Origin of the sequence: Atopobium deltae (genome assembly GCF_001552785.1) — a bacterium.
Taxonomy (GTDB): Bacteria; Actinomycetota; Coriobacteriia; order Coriobacteriales; family Atopobiaceae; genus Atopobium; species Atopobium deltae.
This window is the reverse complement of record NZ_KQ959486.1, coordinates 56,920-78,993: the sequence shown is the minus strand read 5'-3', so window position 1 is coordinate 78,993 and position 22,074 is coordinate 56,920. Positions and strand designations below refer to the sequence as shown.

The following is a 22,074-nucleotide window of genomic DNA, read 5'->3' as shown; positions in this document are numbered from 1 at the left end:
GGGGTAAAATCTGCCTGTATGCGGGCGTGGCGGAATTGGCAGACGCGTACGGTTCAGGTCCGTATGAGCTCACGCTCATGAAGGTTCAAGTCCTTTCGCCCGCACCATTTTTTATGCGCCTTTGCGCAGCTACTCGCTTGTATCGTCAGAATTGTCGTCAAAAGGGTTCCAGCCGCTCTCGTCGCTCTCGTCGTCGGGGTCGCCGTGATCGTAATACAGCTCTCGGCTGCGACGCTCCAACATGGCTGCCGCGACGCCGCAAATTACAACGCCTATGACCAGCAAAACACCGACACCAACACGAGTGTGAAAAAGCCAGCCAAGCAATTCCCCAATGCGATTAAAAAGTTCTCCTATGAGAGCCATATGAAATACCTTTCCGCTGTATCTTTCTGTGCAAGATACAAGTATATTTCCGAGTAAGATACAAGTATACTTTAAATATTTACGAGGTTTTAAGTCACGTAAGGAAGGCACCGTAATGCTCGATATTAAGTTTGTACGAGAGAATCCCGATGTTGTCGATAAGGCCTGTGCATCGCGCCAAAACGCACACTGGGATCGCGAGCGCTTTTTTGAATTGGACGAGCAGCGCCGCCTGGCCATCACCAAGCAAGAGAAGCTCCAGGCCGAGCGCAATGCAATTTCCAAGCGCATTGGTCTTCTGATGCACGAAGGCAAAACGCAGGAAGCTGAGGAGGCAAAGCAGCAGGTATCTTCCCAAAAGGACCGTATCGCCGAGCTGGACGAGAAGCGCAGCGCTGTCGAGGACGAACTCTTTGCGCTGGTAAGTGCCATCCCTAACATCCCCGACGAGACCGTTCCCTACGGCAAAGATGATTCCGAGAATCCCGAGGTTCGCCGCTGGGGCACTCCGCGTGAGTTTGGGTTTGATCCGCAAGCGCACTGGGATTTGGCCCCTCAAACAGGCATGATTGATTTTGAGCGTGGCGTTAAGCTGGTAGGCACGCGTTTTTATCTGCTGGGCGGTATGGGTGCTCGCATGGAGCGCGCGCTCATCAACTTCTTTATTAATACGCATCTGGAGGCGGGCTTCAAAGAGTGGTGGACGCCCGTCATTACCAACCACGAGTCACTGTTTGGTACGGGTCAACTTCCCAAGTTCGATGAAGACCTTTATCACGTGCAGCCCAACCTGTACCTTATTCCAACGGCTGAGGTACAGCTGACCAACATCCACCGCGATGAAATTTTGGACGCCTCACAGCTCCCGCTGTGGTATACGGCCTTCACGCCCTGCTTCCGCGAAGAGGCAGGAAGTGCTGGCCGCGATACCCGCGGCATCATTCGCGTGCACCAGTTCGATAAGGTCGAGATGGTGAAGTTTGCTAAACCAGAAGACTCCATGAACCAGCTCGAGTCCATGGTCGCCGAGGCGGAGCTGCTCTTGCAAAAGCTTGGCTTGCCCTATCGCGTGGTGACGCTTTGCACGGGCGATATCGGTTTTTCGGCTCGCAAGTGCTATGACATCGAAGTGTGGCTCCCGAGCTACAACAATTACAAAGAGATCTCGTCCTGCTCCAACTGCTGGGACTTCCAGGCACGCCGCGCCAACATTCGCTACAAGGACCCCAACGAGTTTAAGGGAACGCGCCTCGTGCACACCCTTAACGGCTCGGGCCTTGCGGTGGGCCGCGCCATGGCTGCCATTATGGAAAACTACCAAAACGAGGATGGCTCCATTACGGTCCCCGAGGTGCTTGTTCCTTATATGGGAGGTGTCGAGAAGATCACGCCTCTTGCGTAGTCTGTGTGTAGCGTAGGCTGTGTATAGCAATACCTTAAACGCTGTTCTTGAGAAGCTCTTTTGTGGGTGAGCGCCCATCTGCTAGATGCGTCCTGCCCGCAAAAGAGTTTTTTCTTAAAAAAGAATAGAACATATGTTCTGTTTTTGCTATACTAGCTTAGAAGAAACGTAAGGGGGCTACGATGTGTGCAGAACATAAACTCATTGCTATTTCACAAAACAATAAAGGGTGGGTCTACGTCAAAGAGGAGCTTCGAAGTCAAGAAGTTATTGCGATTTTTGATACAGATCGCTATGTACACAGTATACGCATTGCTCCCACGCAGAGCGCTGGGTTGGAGCGCTTGCTGCAATGTTCATACGACAGTCTTGTGCAGGTGCTGTATGACAAGTTAAAGCAGGATGATTACTATCTTATTGACTTGATGGATGTGTTGGATAGGTGCGAGATTATCTACCAGTATTCCATTGAGGCGGGGAACTTTATTAAGTTTCGTCCCGCGTGAAGCGGTGGATGTTGGGCAGGGTTGGCAGAGCTTTGCTATAACAAAAAAACCAGAGCCAGGCTCTGGTTTTTGCATACAACGTGGTGCGGCGTACAGGATTCGAACCTGTGACGTCCTGATTCGTAGTCAGGCCCTCTATCCAGCTGAGGTAACGCCGCAAGTACTTTATTATAATGACACCTTGCCTAGGGGGTGTCAAGCTTGAATTTAGAAAGTTTTACCCGCGTGGCTAAGGCGCGGTAAAGAGCGGTTGTTACGTTAAGATGGGCACAAGTAGACGAATTAAGTGCAGCTCACCACATATGTATGCTGCGAACAAAAAGGAGAATAAACATGTCGGCCAGTAATACGGGCGTTTCAGAGGATGAGTATGACCTGCGTATTTTTGAAGAGTGCGAAGCGCAGAAGGCCGCTGGAACTCTTAAAACTCATCCCATAAGTGAGTTTTGGGATGAGCTTGATCTACAGCAAACCCAGCAGGAAGAAATGAAAAAACAAGCAAAAACGACCGAGCAAACAAAGCAGACTGGCTAAATAAAAAAGCGTCTACCAGCAAAAATGCGGGTAGACGCTTGTTATTATCTGGCGGAGAGTTGGGGATTCGAACCCCAGATAGGATTTTATCCTATACTCGCTTAGCAGGCGAGCACCTTCAGCCTCTCGGTCAACTCTCCAATGATATACGTCTAGGAATCATACCGTACTCTGAACAATTTTGTTAGTCCCACTTTTATTTTTGAGTAAAATTTCAAAATAACAGGGCAAAGCATGCGAGGCAAAGCATGCGGAAAAAAGCAGCCAAAACGTCTTGCAAACCATGGACAAACCATGAGATGGTATGCGCTGCAATAGGGTAAAATTTAGCATGTGTATGCACGCTGACATATGAGCTCGCGCATGCGTATCCAACACACGCGAAGCGTCAGCAGATGGTTTTCGGAGGATCGATGAATACACACACAAATACATCGGCAACCCCTGAGGCAAAAACCTCGGCGAATACCGCGGTAGACAGCTTGCCAAGCGCGTCGGCAAACGCATTGAGAGGATCGGTCTTCTCGCCAGCCCGATTGTCAGGAGCGGGGTTTGTGGGTCTTCTCGTTAGCATCGTGCTAGCTGTGATGATGCTGTTTGTTCCGCAGCAAGCACTGGCCAAAGATTACGAGATGACAGCCGTCGATATCGAGGCCAGCGTCAACACCGACGGTTCGCTGGACGTGGTCGAGAAGCGCACGTTTTCGTTTGAAGGGAAATTTAACGGCGTGTATTGGCGTATCTCCGAGGGCACCTACCAAGGCCGGGAGCTGAAGGTCACCGACATTCGTGCGGGGATGACGCAGCTCGACGGACAGCCTGCCGAGAAGCAGTTTGAGGAGTCGGATTCCGAAGATAACCAGACATTTCAGGTGCAGCAGGATGACGGCGTTAAACAAATCAAGCTTTTTAATAAGGTCCGCAACGGCAGCGCAACCTACAAAATTTCGTATCGTGTTCAGAACGCCGTGTCGGTGTGGTCGGACTGCGCTGAGCTGTACTGGAAGTTTGTGTCTGACGGTTGGGACAATGTTTCCAAGAATGTGACCTGCCGCATCGTCTTGCCCGTGCCTGCCAATGACAAGATGAGGCAGGGCGACAACGTGCGCGCTTGGGGCCACGGCAACCTGCTGGGCTCTGTGCATGAAGACAACAATCCGAATGCCATTTTGTATAAAACTCCCGAAGTGGGCACGAGTGAGTTTGCTGAGGCACGCGTGATTTTTCCCACCAGCTGGGTCAGTCAGGTCAAGCCTTCAGGCCCTGCTCACTTGGATACCGTGCTGCAGGAGGAAAAAGAATGGGCCGAACAGGCCAACGCGCGTCGCGAAGCAGCACGTGAGCGCATTGCGCGTCATCAGGCATTTTTGCGCAGCTTTATGCAGGCATATCATGTGCTCTTCTTTGGAGTGTTGCCAGCCTCGGTTGTCGCGACGGCCGTCGTAGCCTTTATGCTCTACAGGCGCTACAAGCGTCTGCATACGCCACAGTTTGATGATACGTATTTCCGTGACGCGCCCACCAAAGATCACCCCGTGCTCTATACGCTGCTCATGCGGAATGGTCATGCAAGCGAGCAGGACTTCGTCACCGCGCTTATGCACCTCAGCGCTCAAAAAGTGATTAAGGTTGCGCCAGCGCTCACCAAAGCGGGCAAGCCGCGCAAAGACGAAGAGCTCATCATCTTGGTTTTGAAGTCGGCCGACGAGCTCACCGATCCTCTCGACAAACAGACGTATCAAATTTTACAAAAGGTGTACGAGAAAGAAGAGAAGAAAAAGAACAAGAAGAAGCGCAAGGGCTTGCTCGGCAGCATCGTTGATGCCTTTACCGAGGATGACGAGTATGATGCCGACCTCGAGGCCGCCTACGAAGATGACGAGGCGGATGTGGATGCGGGCGGCATCGCTGGCGAGAAGACTGGCGTGGGAGCTGGCGGGTTTGGTGCAGGCGACATCGCGACTGGTGGCGTGTTGTTCCAGGTATCGAGCAAGGCATTTAATCGCGCGGCGCGCACCTCTCCCAAAACCTACACGAGCTGGTTTGAATCCTGGAAGGCAAAAGCCGAGGCACAGGCCCTCGAGAGAAACTTCTTTGTGGACGAGCACAACAATCATAAGGGCATTGCGCTGGCGCTTGAAGGCATCGTGCTGATCGTGTTTTTACTCACTTTTGGTGCGGGGTTGTACCTGCTCATTGAAGGAGTGCCAGGCGTTAACGGGCTCCTCTTTGCCTCGGGCATTGCCATCACCATTGTGGTCATGGTTGTGATGCACGTGCGTCTCGTGTGGGCCATGGACGAGCTCTCGAGTGAGGCTTGCGAAACTCGCGCCAAGCTGAGGGCTTTCGAGCGTTGGGTGAGGGACTTCACGCGCCTTAAGGAAGCGGTCCCTGGCGACATTGTGCTTTGGAACAGAATTTTGGTCCTTGCAGTAGCGCTTGGCGTTTCACAGCAGGTCATCGAGGAGCTTACACAGGCAATGCTGCAGTATGTTCCCAACGTCGACCAGGTTGACGTGTATCCGTGGTTCTATACCTCGCCCTACAGCTACCGACCACTGTATACAAGCTTTGATTCGGCGGTATCGCGGGCGCATGATGTGGCAGCGGCTTCGTCGCTCAATTCTTTGTCGGGCGGTTCGTTTGGCGGAGGCGGCAGTGGCTTTTCTGGCGGCGGAGGTGGCGGCTTCGGTGGCGGTGGAGGCGGTGGTGCCTTCTAGCCACAGAGCCAGCGCGCACAATATTGCATGAAATCACAAAAACGCAAGACTTTATGCAATATTCGTGCGAGCGCACCCTTCGCGCGGTCTTATCGGCAGGACGAAAAGCCGAGCGGTATTTATTTTGAAGTTCTCGTGAAATTTTATGCGCTATCTGCTGTAACAGCGGCTAAAAACTACCGTTCGTTGATAGATAACCTAAGGTGGTAGTGGTTGCATCCGTGAAGCGCTATTATGCATACGTTAGCGCGTTTGTTTCACGTGCTCATTCGCGCGAGTTTCTCGCCAGCGGAACGCGAGTTGCTTGCGAAGAATGAAGAATGATTGGTCCGTCTACGTAGTCTAGGTACAAAAAGGAGACACAATGGCAAAGTTAGGCGCAAGCCGTGTTGTCATCGCTCTTGGTGGCAACGCTTTAGGTAATACCCCAGAAGAGCAAATCGAGCGCGTTCGTAACGCAGCTCCCATTTTGCTGAAGGTCATCGAGCAGGGTAACGAGATCATCATTACCCACGGTAACGGCCCTCAGGTCGGCATGATTCAAAAGGCATTCACCTATGCCAACCAGACCGACTCGTCGATCCCTACCATGGATCTTCCCGAGTGTGGCGCTATGAGCCAGGGTTACATTGGTTACCACCTGCAGCAGGCAATTGGTGCTGCTATGCACAAGTCGTACAAGCGTTGGCACGTGGCTTCTGTTGTAACGCAGATCGAGGTTGACCCCGAGGATTCCGCGTTCCAGAACCCCACCAAGCCCATCGGCGCTTTCTTGACCAAAGAGCAGGCAGATGCCGAGAAGGCCGCACACCCCGAGATGCAGTTCGTCGAGGACTCCGGTCGCGGTTACCGTCGTGTTGTCGCTTCCCCCGAGCCTAAGAAGATCGTCGAGAATGAGTCCATTCTTAACCTTCTTGACAACGAGTTTATCGTTATCGCTTGCGGTGGTGGCGGCATCCCCGTGGTTCGTGACTACAGCGACAAGGGTGCTTACAAGGGCATCGCTGCTGTTATCGATAAGGACATGGGTGGCGAGCTTCTGGCCGAGGACTGCGCTGCGGACACTTTGGTGTTGCTCACCGCTGTTGACCACGTAGCCATCAACTTTGGCAAGCCCAACCAGGAGGATCTCGACGACATCACCTGCGAGCAGGCTCGCGAGTACCTCGCACAAGGTCAGTTTGGTAAGGGCTCCATGGAGCCCAAGGTTCGCGCTGCTGTTAAGTTTGCGGAGAGCCGTCCAGGCCGCACCTGCATCATTGGTTCTTTGGACAAGGCTGCCGAGGCTATGGCTGGTCTTTCGGGAACTCGCATCCACGCATAAGCTTGCGTTTGTCGAGAAGACCGCGCGGTCGATAAGGACATACAAGCATATAAAGGAACCTGCTTCGTGCGGGTTCCTTTTTTATGTGCGAATACCATCGACACATGCGCTGTTCTATGTGTGTTGCACCACGCTTTTGTGGGTTCTTTTAAGTTTGTGGGTTTGCATCACCAACAACGCGCGGCTTTGCTTAGAATGTATTTGATGGTTTGATTCGCACAAGGTTGATTCGACAATATCTACCTCGCACAACGCTTGCACAAAGGAGAATTCATGGCTGTCGCGCCCCACACTGCCTCATCTGCCAATACGACCTTTCGCAAAGAATTGCCCATTAAACGCGCGCTGGTTTCGGTGACCGACAAGACGGGCGTCGTGGATTTTGTCCGCGCGCTGCATGACGAGTTTGGCGTCGAAATTATTTCTACGGGCGGCACGGCGCAGGTCTTATCGCAAGCAGGTATTTCGGTGACGCCCATCGAAGCGTACACGGGATTTCCCGAGATGATGGACGGTCGCGTGAAGACCCTGCATCCTCGCGTACATGGTGGTCTTTTGTGCCGCCGCGATAATGAGCAGCACCTGTTAGACGCTCGCAAGCACGATATTGTCATGATTGATCTGGTGTGCGTCAATTTGTACGAGTTCGAGAAGACCATCGCGCAACCAGATGTGACCTTCGACGGCGCCATCGAGCACATTGATATCGGTGGCCCTTCCATGCTCCGTTCGGCAGCAAAGAACAACGATTTTGTAACCGTAGTGACAGATCCTGCAGATTACGAGGCCGTTCTTGCCGAGATGCACGCGCATGCAGGTGCTACGACACTTGCCACCAGGCGTCGCCTTGCGCGCAAGGTCTATGCCACGACCGCGGCATACGATCATACGATTGCCGAGTGGTTGGGTGAGCAGATCGCGGCCGAGCAACAGGCGCAGCCGCAGCCCAATCAGCCTGCCACACAATTGGTTGACCAGCACGACAATCCCGCCCACGACAGTCTCCCCGAAATCCTGCAGCTTTCGGTCTACAAGCAGCAGTCGCTGCGCTATGGCGAGAACCCCCATCAAACTGCCGCATTTTACCGAAACCCGCAAGCAACGCCGCACTCCTTGGCGCGTGCCCAGCAACTGCAGGGAAAGCCACTTTCGTACAATAACCTGCTCGACACCGATGCAGCATGGACAGCGGTGCGCGAGCTCGACGAACCTGCGGTGATCATCCTCAAGCACCAAAATCCCTGCGGCTCCGCCACGGCTTCCGATGTGACCGAGGCCTATGACCGCGCTTTTGCTTGCGACCCCACCTCAGCATTCGGCGGTATTATCGCCGTGAATCGCGAGGTGCCCTTATCGCTCGTCCAGCACTTTGCCAATGACAACAAGCAGTTTGTCGAGGTCATGATTGCACCCAGCTACACCGACGAGGCCCTCGCGCGCCTGTCCAAACGCAAGAACATGCGCGTCTTGGCGACAGGTGGCATCGATAAAACGACGGGCAAAGAGATTCGCACGGTCGATGGCGGCCTGTTGGTGCAAGATATCGACCATGTTGACGAGAAGGTCGCGAGCTTTAGTATCCCCACCAAGCGCCAGCCGACGAACAAAGAGATGGAAGATCTGCTCTTTGCTTGGAAGGTTTGCAAAACAGTCAAGTCCAACGCGATTCTGGTTGCAAAAGACAAGGCTGGTCTTGGCATGGGGCCCGGTCAGCCCAATCGCGTGGATGCGGCGCTACTTGCGTGCGAGCGCGCACATCATGCTTGCGAACGTATGAACATTGCAAAAGAAGGCCTGGTGGCGGCCTCGGATGCATTCTTCCCCTTTAAGGATGCCGTTGAACTTTTGGCACAGTATGGCGTTTCGGCCATTATTCAGCCAGGGGGTTCGGTGCGTGACGAGGAGTCGATTCAGGCCTGCGACGAGCACGGTATCGCGATGGTCTTTACGGGTGTGCGCCACTTTAGGCACTAACGTCGTGGATGTCCACGCTTCCGTCTTGCCTGGCTCGCCCCACTTCCCGCCTGCGATTCCCGCACCAAGCTGCACGCGCACCTAGCTCGCCCAAAAGTCGCGTTGCAGGGCTTCTCGCGAAGGCTGATTGCATTTTTTCATAATATTATGCAGATGCGTCTTAATGGTGCCCTCGGCCAAGATGAGCATCGTGGCAATTTCGCGATTGCTTTTGCCCTGCATGACGAGCTCAAGAATTTGTCGCTCGCGCCTCGAAAGCTTATGGTTGGTTGCGTAAGCGGGAAGGCGATCCTTAATGTGCTCGGCGAGCAGTTTCGTTTCGACCTTATCGTCACGCGGCTCGGGCGGCTCATTAAAATGCAACACCAAAATATCAAAAGCTGGGCGAATCACGCTGTATGCCAAATAGAGCATCATGGCGTTTTCGGAAAAATTGCGCGATGACAAGAATAGTGCTGCAAAAACACTATCTTTTCCAGGAATGGGCAAGCCCAAAATTACGAGCGAGTCCTCCAGAATAATGCAGGCAATGCAGAAGGATAAAATCTGAACGGAGCGCGAACGCTTGGTGATGCGCTGCTGCATAATGGCATCGTCTTTGCGCTTGTAGGCGTGGTGTGCATACATAAGGCATGCCGCCAGCGACACCTGACGCGCAGTATAAAATAGCCATTGTCGAGCTGCGCCGTACGGCATGAAGTTCAAAATGAGCGCGCAGCAGACGATAAATACCAGCGTGGGAACCACAATGACGTGGCGCGCGTGCACGTCAACGATGTCTAAGATGACGTACCAAAAACAGAAAAGAATAGCAGCGCCAATGAGGGTCCTAAAGATGGGGTTGTCGACAGCGTAGTAATTATGCGGCCCGATGTGCGAAATATTTTGCACGAGCCATTCGGCGCCAAAAATGCTCGAGAGTTCGATGAAATAGAAGATAAAAAACAGCGCTTGCGGAATGTATCTTTTGCGCCGCGAAACAGCGTAGGCGGCACTACAGATGCTTGCCGTCACAATACAAATGAACAGTAAGATAAGGGTATATATAAAGAAAAACAGATGCATCTACACCCCCTCGTGAGCGCGTTTCTTAGGGACTATCGTGGGGATTGCCCTGAATCTCAGTGTATAACAAACGAGTGCTTTACCTGTTTAGACACGGGGTTTATAGCGGTTTAAAAATGCTAACAGACAATAAACTTAAATAATCTCGACCTCCCCAACAATATGCGCAATGGTGAATATAACGAATGCGCGCATTACACCTGTATTCATTAAGCGAGGCGCCTCTGTCTGATCGCGCAGATCGCATCTTGCGAGAAGCTCGGCGAGAAGATCTGACGAGAAGATCGGCGCCATCAAACGAAGGGAGGTTGCTGATGAGTAAGAAAAAGTTCAGCTTCATGAGCGTTATTCTTTCTGTTATTTGCGTCGTGTTTGTCGCAGAGGCAGCAGCGCCTGCAGCGGCTATTGGCAATACACAATTTTTCTGGTGGGTGTTTCTTATCCTCACCTTTTTGCTGCCTTACGGCATGGTTGTTGCCGAACTTGGTACGACCTACGACTCGGACGGCGGCTTGTACGACTGGATCCGCGATGCCTTTGGTGACACCTGGGGTTCTCGCATTGCGTGGTACTACTGGATTAATTATCCCTTGTGGATTGCGTCCTGCGCGACACTGTTCCCCTCCATCTTAGAGATGGTCTTTGGTATTCAGTTCACGCTGCTGACCACCATGCTTGTTGAGCTGGCCTTTGTGTGGATTGTCGTGCTCATTTCCTTCTCGAAAGTTTCGGATTCGGTCTGGCTTTTAAATGGCGGCGCTTTGGTAAAGGTCGCTATCGCGGTATGCGTGGGTAGCCTGGGCATTTGGTATGCAACGCAAAATGGCTTCGCTTCCGACATGTCGCCCGCCACGTTTGTGCCGAGTTTTGACATGACGGCTATCACAAACCTTTCCATCATCCTGTTTAACTTCATGGGCTTTGAGGTTATTTGTACCTTTGCCTCCGATATGGCTAAGCCCGAAAAGGACATCCCCAAGGCCATTATTTTGGGCGGCCTTGCGATTGCTGGCATTTATCTGTTTGCCTCGTTTGGTATTGGTGCTGCGATTCCCTCCGATGCCATTGACCCCGACTTCGGCATGATCTACGCCGTCAAGAACATGGTGGGAACCTCTCCGCTGTTTGGTATTATCGCCGTGGCATTTTTGCTGACGCTGTTTGCCAACATGGCCTCGTGGTCTTTCGGTGTGAACTTCGTTGCCGATTATGCAGCTAAGCATGGCAATATGCCCAAGATTTTTGCGTACGAGAGTTCCAAGACGGGCATGCCCAACGGAGCCGCCATTATCGACGGCGTCGTGGCGTCACTCGCGCTGTGTCTGCAGCTCATCCCTAATGAAGCGATTTCGAACAACATCTTTTGGATGCTCTTCTCGCTCAACGTGGTCTTTTTGCTCATCTCGTACATTCCGATGTTCCCCGCATTTTTGAAGCTTCGCAAGGTCGACACCTCGCGTCCACGCGTTTTTAGGTTCCCCTTTGAGGGCGGCCTGCAGATTCTGATGCTGGTCATTCCTGCCATTGAGCTTGTGCTTTGTATTCTGGCGACCGTGGCGCTACCCATCGCCGAAGGAAATTGGAATTTTTTAATCGGCACGGTGTTGTTTATCGTACTCGGCGAATTCGTGCGACTGTGGTCGGCGAGGGGCAGGACGAAGATTTATAAGGGCCTGACGGTTGAGCTCGCGCAGAAGCGTCTGCGCGACGAAGCCGCCGAGGCCACCGCCCAAGCCGCAACCGACGCCTCAACCAAGTAAGCCGCAACCGCGCTGGTCACCGACTGCGGCCAACCGCACGCGACAGCCGCGCAAGAAAAGGAGTAAACACATGGCAATGCCAAAAGACTATATCGATTCCAATGATTTCACTAAAGAGCAGCTTCTTGCTATCGAGGATCTTGCCCTTGCCCTCAAGAAGGCCATCAAGGTTGACGGGTATTATCCGCACCTGCTGCGCAACAAATCGCTAGGCATGATCTTCCAGCAGGTTTCGACTCGTACGCGCATCGCGTTCGAGACGGCCATGACCGATCTTGGTGGTCACGCCCAGTTTTATGGTCCAGGCACCATCCAGCTCGGTGGCCACGAGTCGCTCGGCGATACTGCTCGCGTCATGGGCTCGCTGCTCGACGTGCTTATGGCACGAGTTGACCGTCACAAGGATGTGGTGGGTCTGGCTGAAGGCTCGGCTGTGGGCGTCATCAATGGCATGTCGGAGTTCAACCACCCCACGCAGGAGCTCGGCGATCTTCTCACCATGCTCGAGAATCTGCCCGAAGGCAAGCGCATTGAGGATTGCACGCTGGCCTTTGTGGGCGACGCGACGCAGGTATGCGTGTCGCTGATGTTCATCTGCTCGAAGATCGGCATGCACTTTGTCCAGTTTGGTCCGCGTGGCCATCAGATCATCGACGGTGGCCTGCAGGTAGCAGACGCAGTGGAGAAGATCGACCTGTTGGCGATCGGTCAAAAGAACTGCAAGCTTTCGGGTGGCACGATTACCATCTCGGATGACATTTCGTGTATCAAGAGCGCCGATTTTATCTACACCGACGTGTGGTACGGCCTGTATGACCAAGAGGCGTCTGGCGAGAATTACATGGATGTGTTCTATCCAAAGTACCAGGTCACCATGGATATGATGAATTATGCGGGTCCCAATGCCAAGTTTATGCACTGTCTACCCGCAACGCGCAACGAGGAAGTGACCGACGAGGTTATGGACGACCCCAAGCGCTCTCTGTGCTGGGACGAGGCCGAGAACCGCAAGCACTCTATTCGCGCTCTGCTGGCGACGTTTGCCACACGAACGCCGCTGCTCGACGAGGGTGTTGACTATTCCGCAAAAGCTGAGTTGCACGCCGCACTCAACAAAATTGAAGCACTGCAAGCATAAACGCGCTGGCACAGAAGTCCAGCGCATGCGTCTGCGAAGGCGCGCACGCGCACCAAAGTGCACCAAAGCGCCGCGCACAAGGCATGGCGCACGATGTTAGGAGGTTTTTATGCGTACGATTACTGAGTCTGAGTCCACTCCTTTGGCAGATGGTTTTTACATGCCAGCTGAGTTTGCTCCTCAAACCCGTGTGTGGATGGGTTGGCCTCACCGCACCGACACCTGGGCCCATGGCGCGAAGCCCGCGCAGGAGCAGTACGCCGAGATTGCCCGCGCGATTGCCGAGTTCACTCCAGTGACCATGTGTGTCAACCAGGCCGATTATGCAAACGCGAAGGCCGTCTTTGAGGATGATGAGAATGTCACCGTTGTGGAAATGACCACCGATGATGCTTGGTTCCGCGACACCGCTGCAACTTTTGTTATTGACGATAAGGGCAACAAACGCGCAGTTCATTGGCACTTTAATGCCTACGGCGGTCTTATCGACGGACTGTACTTCCCCTGGGACAAGGACGAGCAAATCGCGATGAAGATGGCCGAGCTCGCGGGCGTGCGTCGTTATCGCCCAGACGAAATGATTTTGGAGGGCGGCTCCATTACTGTCGACGGTGAGGGTACCGTGATTGTCACGGACCAGTGCCTGCTGTCGCCCGGCCGCACCGCGTCCGTCATTCGTGTGGAGGAGCCCGACGCGGGCATTTGGCCATACTACACGCTGAAGTACGAGCCTTGGAGCGAGGAGCTGCGCGAGTACATGAACGAGCAGCTCAAGAAGTATTTGGGTGTTAAGAAGGTCATCTGGGTAAAGGAGGGCATCGACCCCGAAGAGACCAACGGCCACATCGATGACGTTGCGACCTTTATTGCTCCTGGCGTTGTTGCTGTTATTTGGACCGATGACCCTGAGTATCCGTTCTACAAGCAGTGTCACGCTGCTTACGAAACTTTGTCGAAGGCAACGGACGCCAAAGGCCGCTCCTTCAAGCTTTATAAGCTGCCCATGCCCGCCAAGCCTCTGTATATGACGCAAGAGGCCTGTGACTCCATCGACATCGATGAGAACGCTGAGCCGCGTGTTGCCGACGAACCGCTCATCGCTTCGTACATGAATTATCTGGTTACCAACAAGGGTGTCATTACCCCGCAGTATGGCGATAAGAACGACGAGCTTGCTATCAAGACGCTGCAGGACATGTACGACGAGGTTTGGGGCAAGGACGTGTACAAGGTTGTTGGCGTTCAGTCCGAGCAGGTTGTATATGGCGGAGGCAACATTCACTGCATTACGCAGCAAGAGCCTGCGCCTGTTGCTGTTAAGAAGTAAGCTGCGCTGTCGTTTTGCGTTTTGCGCTGCTGTCCTAACGACATAGTGATAGACTCTTACAAAAGTTCAAAGTGATGAGAAGAGGCTTGTGGCAATGAGAGCTGCGAACACCATTCCAAGCTTTGGACTTTTTGTTTTGACTGCCGCTTACGACAAAAAACCACACATCTCCCGCACAACCCACATTTTCTACCAATAGAGCTTTGTTAGATATACACAACCTGACATAGGTACAATAGAGAAATAAAAATCACGTTGCCAAACCTAAGGGAAGTTTATGGGATCAAAAAATGCTAAAAAGCTTGTAGATGCTGCTATCGCAGAAGCAGCATCTACAGGCGCTATTACAGGTGTCAGCACCACCGACGCCGTCGAAGAAGAACAGCTACACAACTTTCACCTGGGCACGCCAGCACTTATCTGCCGTTGGCGCTTAAGCGCTGCAACACTTCCCTTAGAAAATCGTCACTTGCGTGCGCTGGGCAAAAGGCAGGTGCAGGGTAAACCAGTTTCCACCAAACTCATCGCATGGGCAAAGCAGCACCTAGAAGGTACCTTGCGGTCGGGTGCAGCCGACCATCCCGATGGCGTGCTCATGCTCGTAATCGATACACAAGGCCAGGCAGTTATGTCCGTAGGTCCTTATCAAGATTTGCTCTTTACCTCGGAAAAGCAGCTTGTACAGCGTGCAAACGAAGCGTGCCACGAAGCCCACAAAACGGGAATAGTTCCCGAAACCTTGTGGCTTGTACACGACGATGTGCTGCGCGTGGGTATTGATGAGCAGGTTTCTTTTTCGGCAGTAGGATCGCTTATAAGCGATTTGGCGCACACACTTGGCATTACGGTTATACATGACACCGAACTTCTCCAAAAGGTGAGCGTTCAGCAAATAGCCTATGACCAGCTGTTTTTGGCATCAGACGAATACGGCATTGCGCTTGGGCAAAAAAAGAATGACACAAAAACTCAGTCAAGAGTGGCACAAAAGATGTATGACAGCTATCAGGCACTGTTGGAGCTCCCGCACAAAAAGTCGCACAAGCAAGCTGCGCAGTAGATGCATGCGTCTGACTGTGCAGCAAGGCTAAAGACATACAAACAAGTCCGCAACCCTTCAAAAAGCTTAAAAAATCTGTAGAAGCTTAGGAAGGCGCCAAAACTTTGCAAAGCGACCCGCGCGAAATGCGCTAGACTAAAACAACTGTTTTTGGTTGTGAGGAGTATACGAGTGTCAAATACAAAAACAGGCCTGATAAAGGAACTGAAGGAACAAAACATCGCACGTATTGGTGTTATCGCCGCCGTATATGCAGCTGCATCCATTGTGACGCTTACCGCATTAAGTGGTCTTGCATGGGGACCCATTCAATTTAGGGTTTCCGAGGCGCTGTGTGTTTTAGCGTTGTTTACGCCCGAGGCAATCCCAGGGCTCACCCTTGGTTGCATCATCGCTAATGTATATAACATCATTGCGAGCGGCTCTGGGGTTCTCGGTCTGCTAGACGTCATCTTTGGTTCGCTTGCCACCTTGTTGGCGGCATGGTTTACCTGGAGACTTCGCAAGAACCGTCTTTGCGCGTTTTCAGGACCCGTGCTGGCTAATGCCATTATCGTCCCTGCGTATTTGCCCATCATTTTGTCAGGGCTCGGATTTTATACCATTCCCTTCACCTCTATTTCGCTCGAGGGTTCCTACATTTTTATGTACTTGTTTGGTTTTATTACTACAGGATTAGGCGAAGCTGTAGTACTTTATGTAGTAGGCTTACCATTGGCAGCGGCCCTTGCGAGAGTACCGTTTATGCAAAAGATCTCGCAGGAGTTTAATGCCTCGCAAGAATTTGATGCCTCGCAGGGAATCGCAGGAAAATAGGGTTAGGAACAGCTATGAAACGTCTCGACGAACGCGGCTATCAGATTATATGCATTGCTGGTAGCGTTTGCGGGATTATTGCGATTGGTTTGCTGTTGGTCGTGCTTATCCAAAACGACACCCTCGCGCTCGAAATTGTCATGCCGTCGGCATTGGTATTTGTCTTTGTGCTGGTGCTCGGCGGTGTTTTTTATCCGCAAGAGATTCGTGCCAATGCCATTCGGCGCGTGCTGCATGCTGCATCACATCTGTCCGAAACCTTACAGGGCGGCATCAACTATCAAAATGCGGCCACCATCTGCAAAATAATGCTGAAATATACCGATGCCGATGCCGTGGTGGTTACCAACACAAAGTTTGTGCTGGGCTACGAGGGTGCCGACATGGCGCTGTGCCCGCCAGGAACGCCCATCTACACCAACGCGACCAAAAGCGTGCTGCAGTCTGGCAAAACGGCGATCTTCAAGCAGATTGCGGTCCGTGCACAAAATGGCGAATACATCATTCCTGCGAGTATTCTCGGTCCACTTCGTGTTCGCGATAAGACCATCGGGGTCGTGAAGTTTTACTATCGCAATCCACACAAGGCGAATCGCCCGCAGTTTGAGTTGGTAAAAGGCTTGTCAAAGTTGCTGTCTATTCAGCTTTCGGCGGGGGAGCTGGAGCGCCAGGCTGAGCTTACGGCAAAGGCCGAGGTCAAGGCGTTGCAGGCGCAAATCAATCCGCACTTTTTATTTAATACAATCAACACGATTGCGGCGCTGACGCGCACCGATCCTATGCGCGCCCGCGAGCTGCTGCGCGAGTTCGCGTCGTTTTATCGTCAGACGCTCGAGAATTCGGAAGCGCTTATCGCGATCGCCAAAGAGCTGGAGCAAACAAAGCGCTATCTGGGCTTTGAGCACGCGCGCTTTGGCGCCGACCGCATTATCGAGCACGAGTATGTGGAGGCGGGCTGCGAGGAAATTTTGGTACCCGCGTTTATTATTCAGCCCATTGTCGAGAATGCCGTGCGTCATGCCATGCGCGACGATCGGCCCCTGCACATTGACATTCATGTGACAACCGAGGGCGATGACGTGCTTATTTCTGTTACGGACGATGGTCTTGGCATGGACGAAGACGACGCTGCACGCCTTGTGGCCCACGCGCAAGGCACGACGGTTTCGTCGGGCGATAAGGGCACGGGCATTGCACTGTATAACGTGCGCGAGCGTATCGAGCACATTTTTGGCGCCGAATCGGGGATCGAAATTATGTCTCGTCCTGACGAGGGCACGTCAGTCACCATTCGTTTGGCGAACGCCGCGAGCTAAGACGTGCGCCGCGCACGCCTCCGCCTGTCGCACTTGTTGCCACGCACTCCCGCAGCGCCATCGCCACACGCCACATCGCGTATCCTGCATCAGTCTGCCGCGAGCGCCCACCTGACCTCGGTATATTCGAAAACTGCAAACAACGTCCGCTTTTTGCTATTATTAGATGTGTTTATCGCATTGAAGAACGGAGTGTTGCACATGCTTTCAGCGATGATTGTTGATGATGAAGCACCGGCACGTTCTGAGTTGATCTTTTTGCTCAAAGAGACAGGACGCATCAACCAGATCGTCGAGGCTTCGAACGCACGCCAAGCTGTCGAGAAGCTCATGGAAGGTCGTCCAGATATTCTATTTATGGACATCTCGATGCCCAAAACCACTGGTATGCAGCTGGCAGAGGCCATGCACAAGCTCAAAAATCCTCCCGCCATTGTTTTTGTAACAGCACACAGCGAGTACGCCCTGGACGCCTTCGACGTCAACGCGGTTGATTATTTGATGAAGCCGGTCGAAAGCGAGCGTCTGATCCAAGCCCTCAACAAGGTGCAAAATCGCATGCTTCCTCTTGAGACGACGGACAGCCGCGGCGCCGTGGAGCGTATTCCTGTCGAGAAGGCCGGCCGCAAAGTACTCGTCCCCATCGATTCCATTCGTTTTATCGAAGCCAAGGATGATTATTCCTGCATCTACACCGATGTGGACCGCTATTTGTCGACGACGTCGTTGGCGCAGCTCGAAGATAAGCTCACCGAGCACGGATTTTTCCGCGTGCATCGGGGCTACATTGTTAATCTTGAGTATGTCGAGAATGTCGAGGGGGTTGCGAGCGGTATTTTGCAGCTTGGTCTCAGCGGTATTCCCGACAAAAAGATTTCCGTTTCGCGCAGACGGGTTGTGGCGTTGAAGCGTGCGCTTGGTATTTAGTAGAGACGCCAGCGTCCAGGTAGTGTCAACGTTTGGAGTGGCGCCAGTGCCTCAGTCGGCGCCAGTATAAAGAGTAGGGGCGAGAACAATGGATATGCAGCAAGCCGACGATCAGCTCGAACAAGAAATTTCGGTCGGCATCGTAAGCGACACGCATGGGTTTCTCTCCGAGGCACTTTTAGCCGAGCTCAAGAAAAACGACTACCTCGTGCACGCGGGAGATATCTGTTCTCCGAGCAACTTGGACGAGCTCAACCGCTTGGCACCCATCTACGCCTGCTTGGGCAACAATGACTACTGCTACACCTACGGCCCACAGGTGAAAAAAATCACTCGCTTTAGTATTGGCGGGCTGCGCTGGATGGTGTGCCATTATCGTGAAATGCTTGAGCCCGAGACTTGCGACGTTGCTATTTGCGGACACACGCATCGTCCGTATATCGAGAACGATCCCTCGGGCTGTCTCATTATGAACCCAGGAAGCCCAACCTATCCGCGTACAGCCATGGGTCCGAGTTGCGGCAGAATCGTGTTGCGCGGCAAAAAGATTATCTCGTCCGATATCATCTTGCTCGACGAATAACAAAATCGCACGGCAAGCACTCGTCACAGCAAGCTCTTGCAACAAGCCTCATCAACAACAAAAAACTACTCGGCGACCAGTTCAGATGAACTTCTCGTCGAGCAGTTTAACAATCAGCCATATGTGCGTTGCTACCGAGCGCGGCAGCCGCGCACAGCTTACAGCCCACGGCAGCCGCGCACAGCCTTCAGTTTACAACGCGCTCGCGTACAACTTACAGCTGCTGCTTAATCTCTTTAATGAGATCCGCCTTAGGCATATTGCCAACCATGGTGTGAATCGCTTGACCATCCTTAAAAAGGATAAGCGTGGGGATCGAAACGATGTGGAATTTGGTGGCAAGGTCGGCCTCGTCATCGACGTTGCATTTGTACACGTCAATAAGGTCGCTCAGCTCGTCGGAAACTTCCTCGATGACAGGACCAAGCGCACGGCAGGGACCGCACCAAGAAGCCCAAAAATCAACAAGTACTGGTTTGGTGTTGTTGACGACCGATGCCTCAAAAGCTGCGCTCGTCAAGCGTTGCGTTGCCATAATTCCTCCATTCGCCCAGCCCCAGCACCCCTGCACACTCTGTGCCCAGCGCGTAAAAAATGATGCGCCACCCATGATGCTGTACTGGTACAGTATTCTCACTTACATTTTTTGTACCCAGCTTCACATAATTGAATCGCACGGTACAATTTGTTTTATACGAATATGAGTGAATTGTAGACACGGTTCGGTTAAAGACAGCCAGCAGTAGCCAGCAGCAACTCGACTCGCAAGCTCAGCCCTTCGTCCAGCCGTGTAGACGCGAAAGAACAGCTATGACCTTACGAGATCGCTATAAACGCGCATATATCGAGAAGACAAAGGAAGAGTTTATGGATCTTTCTGAACAGGGTGTTTATATGTCGGGCAACTCGGCCGCCCAGGTGCTTTTTGTAAAAGGCAGTCTTAACGAGGCTGACCAAGTAAGTCTTTTTTCTGGACAGGACGGAAAAGCGTTGCGTGCAGCCCTCGACCGTTTGGGCTATGCGCCGCAGGCATGGGCAGGACTTGCTACCTGCGCACGCACTGGGCAAGTCCTGTCACCAGACCTGCTGCGTCAAGCCATCGCGAGCTTTGACCCCGAAACGATTATCGTGTGCGATCCGCAAGCGCGTGACGTGGTGTGCGAGTCGTATGCAGACGAGTTAGCAAGCCTCGAAAAACTTGAGGCCGCCATGCTCGACGCTGGCGTAGTTGCCTACTTGTTGGGCATTCGCATCATGAATCTGGGCAACTTCGAGGCTGTGCTTGTGCAGGAAGATAAGAAACGCGAGGTCTGGCAGTATCTTAAGCAGCTTGCTCCTTTGGGCGAGCCGTTTTAATCCATCGCCGCAATCCATCAGCACAAATCCGTCGGCACAAAAAGCTGCCGTCACACGCCGTTGTCACGAACCATAGCAGGAGAGGAACCATCATGTCCGAGAAACCCACCATGCACACGCCCAAAGATCCAACCACCACACAAGCGTGGGCTCGCTTGCAGGAGCACAAGCAGGAAGTCTTCAACAATAAGCACCTGCTCAAGGCGTGGTTTTCTCAGGACCCCAACAGAACAGCCCGCTTTAGTTTTAAAGTAAATGACCTGCTGTTTGACCTCTCAAAGAACCTTATGACACCCACGACGGTCGAGCTTTTGTGTGATCTGGCGCGCGAGATGGGCATTGAGTCTCGTCGCGACGCAATGTTTGCGGGAGAGCACCTCAACACTACCGAGAATCGCGCCGTGTTGCATACCGCGCTTCGCCGCCCCGCAGATCAGGCAGGAAAACTACTGGTAGACGGTCAGGATGTCGTCGCCGACGTGCGTGAGGTTTTGCAGCGCATGTATCGTTTTGCCGAGGACGTTCGCGCGGGTCGTTGGTGCGGCGTGACGGGCAAGCGCATCAAAACGGTCGTCTCGATCGGCATTGGCGGCTCCGACCTGGGTCCCTTCATGATGTACGAGGCGCTCAAATCCTATGCCGACGTAGGCATTCAGTGTCGCTTTGTCTCTAACATCGATCCAACGGATCTTGCTGAGAAAACCGCCGATCTTGATCCGCAAACAACGCTGTTTATTGTGGTATCCAAAACCTTTACCACGCTAGAAACTTTAACGAATGCCCGTTGTGCAAAAACGTGGCTGCTCGATGAGCTACGTAAGGCTGGCGTGATTGCGCAAGACGACGCCCCAGCAAACGCAGTATCTGCAGCCAGCGCCGCAACCGCAACCGCCCCTGCTACGTTCCCAACCGCCGCCGATGCCATCGAACACCACTTCGTCGCGGTCTCCACCAACCTAGAGCTCGTGCGCGAGTTTGGCATCAACCCCGACAACGCCTTTGGCTTCTGGGATTGGGTTGGAGGACGCTATTCCGTCGATTCAGCCGTGGGTCTTGCACTCATCATAGCTTTCGGGCCTGAGCGTTTTGAAGAGCTGCTCCGCGGATTTTATGCTATGGACCAGCATTTTCTCAATACACCATTGCAACAAAATGTCCCCGTCCTCATGGGGCTCCTCAATATTTGGTACGTAAACTTCTTTGGCATGGGCTCGCATGCTGTATTGCCTTACGATCAGCACCTTCATCGCTTTCCAGCCTATTTGCAACAACTGACAATGGAGTCAAACGGAAAATCTGTTCGTTGGGACGGCACGTCCGTTACCACGCAGACGGGTGAGCTGTTTTGGGGCGAGCCAGGAACCAACGGCCAGCATGCATTTTACCAGCTTATTCACCAAGGAACACGAAAAATTCCCTGCGACTTTATTGCTTTTGCCAACCCCGTTCACCCTACGCAAGACACATTGCAGGACGTACACGAGCTCCTCCTCGGAAACTTCCTTGCACAAACTAAGGCGCTCGCGTTTGGTAAAACCCCCGACGAAGTACGCGCCGAAGGCACGGCTGAATGGATGGTCGCTGCCCGCGTCTTCGAAGGAGACCGTCCCACGACTTCCATTTTTGGCGAGAAGCTTACGCCTTTTGCGCTCGGCGAGCTCGTGAGCCTCTATGAGCATATTACTTTTGTTGAAGGAAGCATCTGGGATATTAATTCTTACGATCAGTGGGGTGTTGAGCTGGGCAAACAGCTTGCACACGAAATCACGCCTGCATTTCATGACGATACGGCCTTAAAGCAACAAGATCAATCAACGCAATCGCTTATTATGTTCTATCGAGAAAAGCGCCGCCACTAATAGTTGGTCCACTGGGCGCGGCTTGATATCATTGTCGTGCC

Annotated in this window: 19 protein-coding genes and 3 tRNA genes; 17 read left to right on the top strand and 5 right to left on the bottom strand. The window is 52.8% G+C overall.

Annotated features, from left to right (window positions below; genetic code table 11):
* Positions 1 to 20 precede the first annotated feature (20 nt).
* Positions 21 to 107, top strand: a tRNA-Leu gene (locus HMPREF3192_RS01735).
* Positions 108 to 129: 22 nt separating this feature from the next.
* Here HMPREF3192_RS01735 and HMPREF3192_RS01730 read toward each other — a convergent pair.
* The gene (locus HMPREF3192_RS01730; RefSeq protein ID WP_066304797.1) at positions 130 to 366 is read right to left on the bottom strand and encodes a DUF6724 family protein; all 237 of its coding nucleotides are present in this window, start codon (positions 364 to 366) and stop codon (positions 130 to 132) included.
* A 115-nt stretch (positions 367 to 481) separates the two neighbouring features.
* Here HMPREF3192_RS01730 and serS point away from each other — a divergent pair, with 115 nt between their 5' ends.
* Both serS and HMPREF3192_RS01720 read left to right on the top strand, forming a co-directional pair.
* Positions 482 to 1,768: a serine--tRNA ligase gene (serS, locus tag HMPREF3192_RS01725; RefSeq protein ID WP_066304795.1), complete on the top strand. Its 1,287-nt coding sequence runs from the start codon at positions 482 to 484 to the stop codon at positions 1,766 to 1,768.
* Between the two features lie 182 nt (positions 1,769 to 1,950).
* Positions 1,951 to 2,274, top strand: a complete 324-nt coding sequence (locus HMPREF3192_RS01720) for a hypothetical protein (RefSeq protein WP_066304794.1) — start codon at positions 1,951 to 1,953, stop codon at positions 2,272 to 2,274.
* A gap of 81 nt (positions 2,275 to 2,355) precedes the next feature.
* On the opposite strand, the gene HMPREF3192_RS01715 is transcribed toward HMPREF3192_RS01720, so the two are convergent.
* Positions 2,356 to 2,432: transfer RNA gene (locus HMPREF3192_RS01715), tRNA-Arg, on the bottom strand.
* A gap of 175 nt (positions 2,433 to 2,607) precedes the next feature.
* Here HMPREF3192_RS01715 and HMPREF3192_RS01710 point away from each other — a divergent pair.
* Positions 2,608 to 2,808, top strand: a complete 201-nt coding sequence (locus tag HMPREF3192_RS01710; RefSeq protein ID WP_066304792.1) for a DUF6290 family protein — start codon at positions 2,608 to 2,610, stop codon at positions 2,806 to 2,808.
* Between the two features lie 49 nt (positions 2,809 to 2,857).
* Here the strand turns inward: HMPREF3192_RS01710 and HMPREF3192_RS01705 are convergent.
* Positions 2,858 to 2,948, bottom strand: a tRNA-Ser gene (locus tag HMPREF3192_RS01705).
* A gap of 273 nt (positions 2,949 to 3,221) precedes the next feature.
* On the opposite strand from HMPREF3192_RS01705, the gene HMPREF3192_RS01695 reads away from it, so the two are divergent.
* The 3 genes from HMPREF3192_RS01695 to purH all read left to right on the top strand — a co-directional run bounded on the left by HMPREF3192_RS01695 (position 3,222) and on the right by purH (position 8,826).
* Positions 3,222 to 5,528, top strand: a complete 2,307-nt coding sequence (locus tag HMPREF3192_RS01695) for a DUF2207 domain-containing protein (RefSeq protein ID WP_197414534.1) — start codon at positions 3,222 to 3,224, stop codon at positions 5,526 to 5,528.
* A gap of 364 nt (positions 5,529 to 5,892) precedes the next feature.
* Entirely contained in the window at positions 5,893 to 6,852 is a 960-nt protein-coding gene (gene arcC / locus HMPREF3192_RS01690; RefSeq protein ID WP_066304788.1) for a carbamate kinase, read from the top strand.
* A 273-nt stretch (positions 6,853 to 7,125) separates the two neighbouring features.
* The gene (gene purH / locus HMPREF3192_RS01685) at positions 7,126 to 8,826 is read left to right on the top strand and encodes a bifunctional phosphoribosylaminoimidazolecarboxamide formyltransferase/IMP cyclohydrolase (protein ID WP_066304786.1); all 1,701 of its coding nucleotides are present in this window, start codon (positions 7,126 to 7,128) and stop codon (positions 8,824 to 8,826) included.
* A gap of 81 nt (positions 8,827 to 8,907) precedes the next feature.
* On the opposite strand, the gene HMPREF3192_RS01680 is transcribed toward purH, so the two are convergent.
* On the bottom strand, positions 8,908 to 9,891 hold the full coding sequence (locus HMPREF3192_RS01680) for a helix-turn-helix transcriptional regulator (protein ID WP_066304785.1): 984 nt from the start codon (positions 9,889 to 9,891) through the stop codon (positions 8,908 to 8,910).
* A gap of 314 nt (positions 9,892 to 10,205) precedes the next feature.
* On the opposite strand from HMPREF3192_RS01680, the gene HMPREF3192_RS01675 reads away from it, so the two are divergent.
* The 8 genes from HMPREF3192_RS01675 (at position 10,206) to HMPREF3192_RS01640 (ending at position 18,818) form a co-directional block, all read left to right on the top strand.
* Positions 10,206 to 11,651 carry an APC family permease gene (locus HMPREF3192_RS01675; protein WP_066304784.1) on the top strand — a complete coding sequence of 482 codons (1,446 nt, stop codon included), beginning with the start codon at positions 10,206 to 10,208 and terminating at the stop codon, positions 11,649 to 11,651.
* Positions 11,652 to 11,721: 70 nt separating this feature from the next.
* Complete coding sequence (gene ptcA, locus HMPREF3192_RS01670; protein WP_066304783.1) at positions 11,722 to 12,789, top strand: putrescine carbamoyltransferase; 1,068 nt, start codon at positions 11,722 to 11,724, stop codon at positions 12,787 to 12,789.
* Between the two features lie 109 nt (positions 12,790 to 12,898).
* Complete coding sequence (locus HMPREF3192_RS01665; RefSeq protein ID WP_066304781.1) at positions 12,899 to 14,116, top strand: agmatine deiminase family protein; 1,218 nt, start codon at positions 12,899 to 12,901, stop codon at positions 14,114 to 14,116.
* A gap of 277 nt (positions 14,117 to 14,393) precedes the next feature.
* Positions 14,394 to 15,176 carry a hypothetical protein gene (locus HMPREF3192_RS01660; RefSeq protein WP_231723328.1) on the top strand — a complete coding sequence of 261 codons (783 nt, stop codon included), beginning with the start codon at positions 14,394 to 14,396 and terminating at the stop codon, positions 15,174 to 15,176.
* Between the two features lie 171 nt (positions 15,177 to 15,347).
* Positions 15,348 to 15,992: a QueT transporter family protein gene (locus tag HMPREF3192_RS01655; RefSeq protein ID WP_231723327.1), complete on the top strand. Its 645-nt coding sequence runs from the start codon at positions 15,348 to 15,350 to the stop codon at positions 15,990 to 15,992.
* Positions 15,993 to 16,006: 14 nt separating this feature from the next.
* Positions 16,007 to 17,308, top strand: a complete 1,302-nt coding sequence (locus HMPREF3192_RS01650) for a sensor histidine kinase (protein ID WP_082715546.1) — start codon at positions 16,007 to 16,009, stop codon at positions 17,306 to 17,308.
* Between the two features lie 201 nt (positions 17,309 to 17,509).
* Positions 17,510 to 18,235 carry a LytR/AlgR family response regulator transcription factor gene (locus HMPREF3192_RS01645; protein ID WP_066304831.1) on the top strand — a complete coding sequence of 242 codons (726 nt, stop codon included), beginning with the start codon at positions 17,510 to 17,512 and terminating at the stop codon, positions 18,233 to 18,235.
* A gap of 88 nt (positions 18,236 to 18,323) precedes the next feature.
* The gene (locus HMPREF3192_RS01640; RefSeq protein WP_231723326.1) at positions 18,324 to 18,818 is read left to right on the top strand and encodes a metallophosphoesterase family protein; all 495 of its coding nucleotides are present in this window, start codon (positions 18,324 to 18,326) and stop codon (positions 18,816 to 18,818) included.
* 214 nt (positions 18,819 to 19,032) lie between these two features.
* Here HMPREF3192_RS01640 and trxA read toward each other — a convergent pair whose 3' ends face one another.
* Complete coding sequence (gene trxA, locus HMPREF3192_RS01635; protein ID WP_066304777.1) at positions 19,033 to 19,353, bottom strand: thioredoxin; 321 nt, start codon at positions 19,351 to 19,353, stop codon at positions 19,033 to 19,035.
* A gap of 275 nt (positions 19,354 to 19,628) precedes the next feature.
* Here trxA and HMPREF3192_RS01630 point away from each other — a divergent pair, with 275 nt between their 5' ends.
* A complete protein-coding gene (locus tag HMPREF3192_RS01630; protein ID WP_066304775.1) occupies positions 19,629 to 20,174 on the top strand; it encodes a hypothetical protein in 546 nt (181 codons plus the stop codon).
* Positions 20,175 to 20,266: 92 nt separating this feature from the next.
* Positions 20,267 to 22,033, top strand: coding sequence for a glucose-6-phosphate isomerase (gene pgi / locus HMPREF3192_RS01625; protein WP_066304774.1), 1,767 nt, complete (start codon positions 20,267 to 20,269; stop codon positions 22,031 to 22,033).
* Positions 22,034 to 22,074 lie beyond the last annotated feature (41 nt).

Coding starts and splice junctions, on each gene's coding strand:
- HMPREF3192_RS01650 (WP_082715546.1), top strand. CDS start 16,007: ATGAAACGTCTCGACGAACGCGGCTATCAGATTATATGCATTGCTGGT.
- pgi (WP_066304774.1), top strand. CDS start 20,267: ATGTCCGAGAAACCCACCATGCACACGCCCAAAGATCCAACCACCACA.
- HMPREF3192_RS01645 (WP_066304831.1), top strand. CDS start 17,510: ATGCTTTCAGCGATGATTGTTGATGATGAAGCACCGGCACGTTCTGAG.
- HMPREF3192_RS01660 (WP_231723328.1), top strand. CDS start 14,394: ATGGGATCAAAAAATGCTAAAAAGCTTGTAGATGCTGCTATCGCAGAA.
- HMPREF3192_RS01640 (WP_231723326.1), top strand. CDS start 18,324: ATGGATATGCAGCAAGCCGACGATCAGCTCGAACAAGAAATTTCGGTC.
- HMPREF3192_RS01730 (WP_066304797.1), bottom strand. CDS start 366: ATGGCTCTCATAGGAGAACTTTTTAATCGCATTGGGGAATTGCTTGGC.
- HMPREF3192_RS01665 (WP_066304781.1), top strand. CDS start 12,899: ATGCGTACGATTACTGAGTCTGAGTCCACTCCTTTGGCAGATGGTTTT.
- HMPREF3192_RS01680 (WP_066304785.1), bottom strand. CDS start 9,891: ATGCATCTGTTTTTCTTTATATATACCCTTATCTTACTGTTCATTTGT.
- ptcA (WP_066304783.1), top strand. CDS start 11,722: ATGGCAATGCCAAAAGACTATATCGATTCCAATGATTTCACTAAAGAG.
- purH (WP_066304786.1), top strand. CDS start 7,126: ATGGCTGTCGCGCCCCACACTGCCTCATCTGCCAATACGACCTTTCGC.
- HMPREF3192_RS01675 (WP_066304784.1), top strand. CDS start 10,206: ATGAGTAAGAAAAAGTTCAGCTTCATGAGCGTTATTCTTTCTGTTATT.
- arcC (WP_066304788.1), top strand. CDS start 5,893: ATGGCAAAGTTAGGCGCAAGCCGTGTTGTCATCGCTCTTGGTGGCAAC.
- HMPREF3192_RS01710 (WP_066304792.1), top strand. CDS start 2,608: ATGTCGGCCAGTAATACGGGCGTTTCAGAGGATGAGTATGACCTGCGT.
- HMPREF3192_RS01720 (WP_066304794.1), top strand. CDS start 1,951: ATGTGTGCAGAACATAAACTCATTGCTATTTCACAAAACAATAAAGGG.
- trxA (WP_066304777.1), bottom strand. CDS start 19,353: ATGGCAACGCAACGCTTGACGAGCGCAGCTTTTGAGGCATCGGTCGTC.
- HMPREF3192_RS01630 (WP_066304775.1), top strand. CDS start 19,629: ATGACCTTACGAGATCGCTATAAACGCGCATATATCGAGAAGACAAAG.
- HMPREF3192_RS01695 (WP_197414534.1), top strand. CDS start 3,222: ATGAATACACACACAAATACATCGGCAACCCCTGAGGCAAAAACCTCG.
- serS (WP_066304795.1), top strand. CDS start 482: ATGCTCGATATTAAGTTTGTACGAGAGAATCCCGATGTTGTCGATAAG.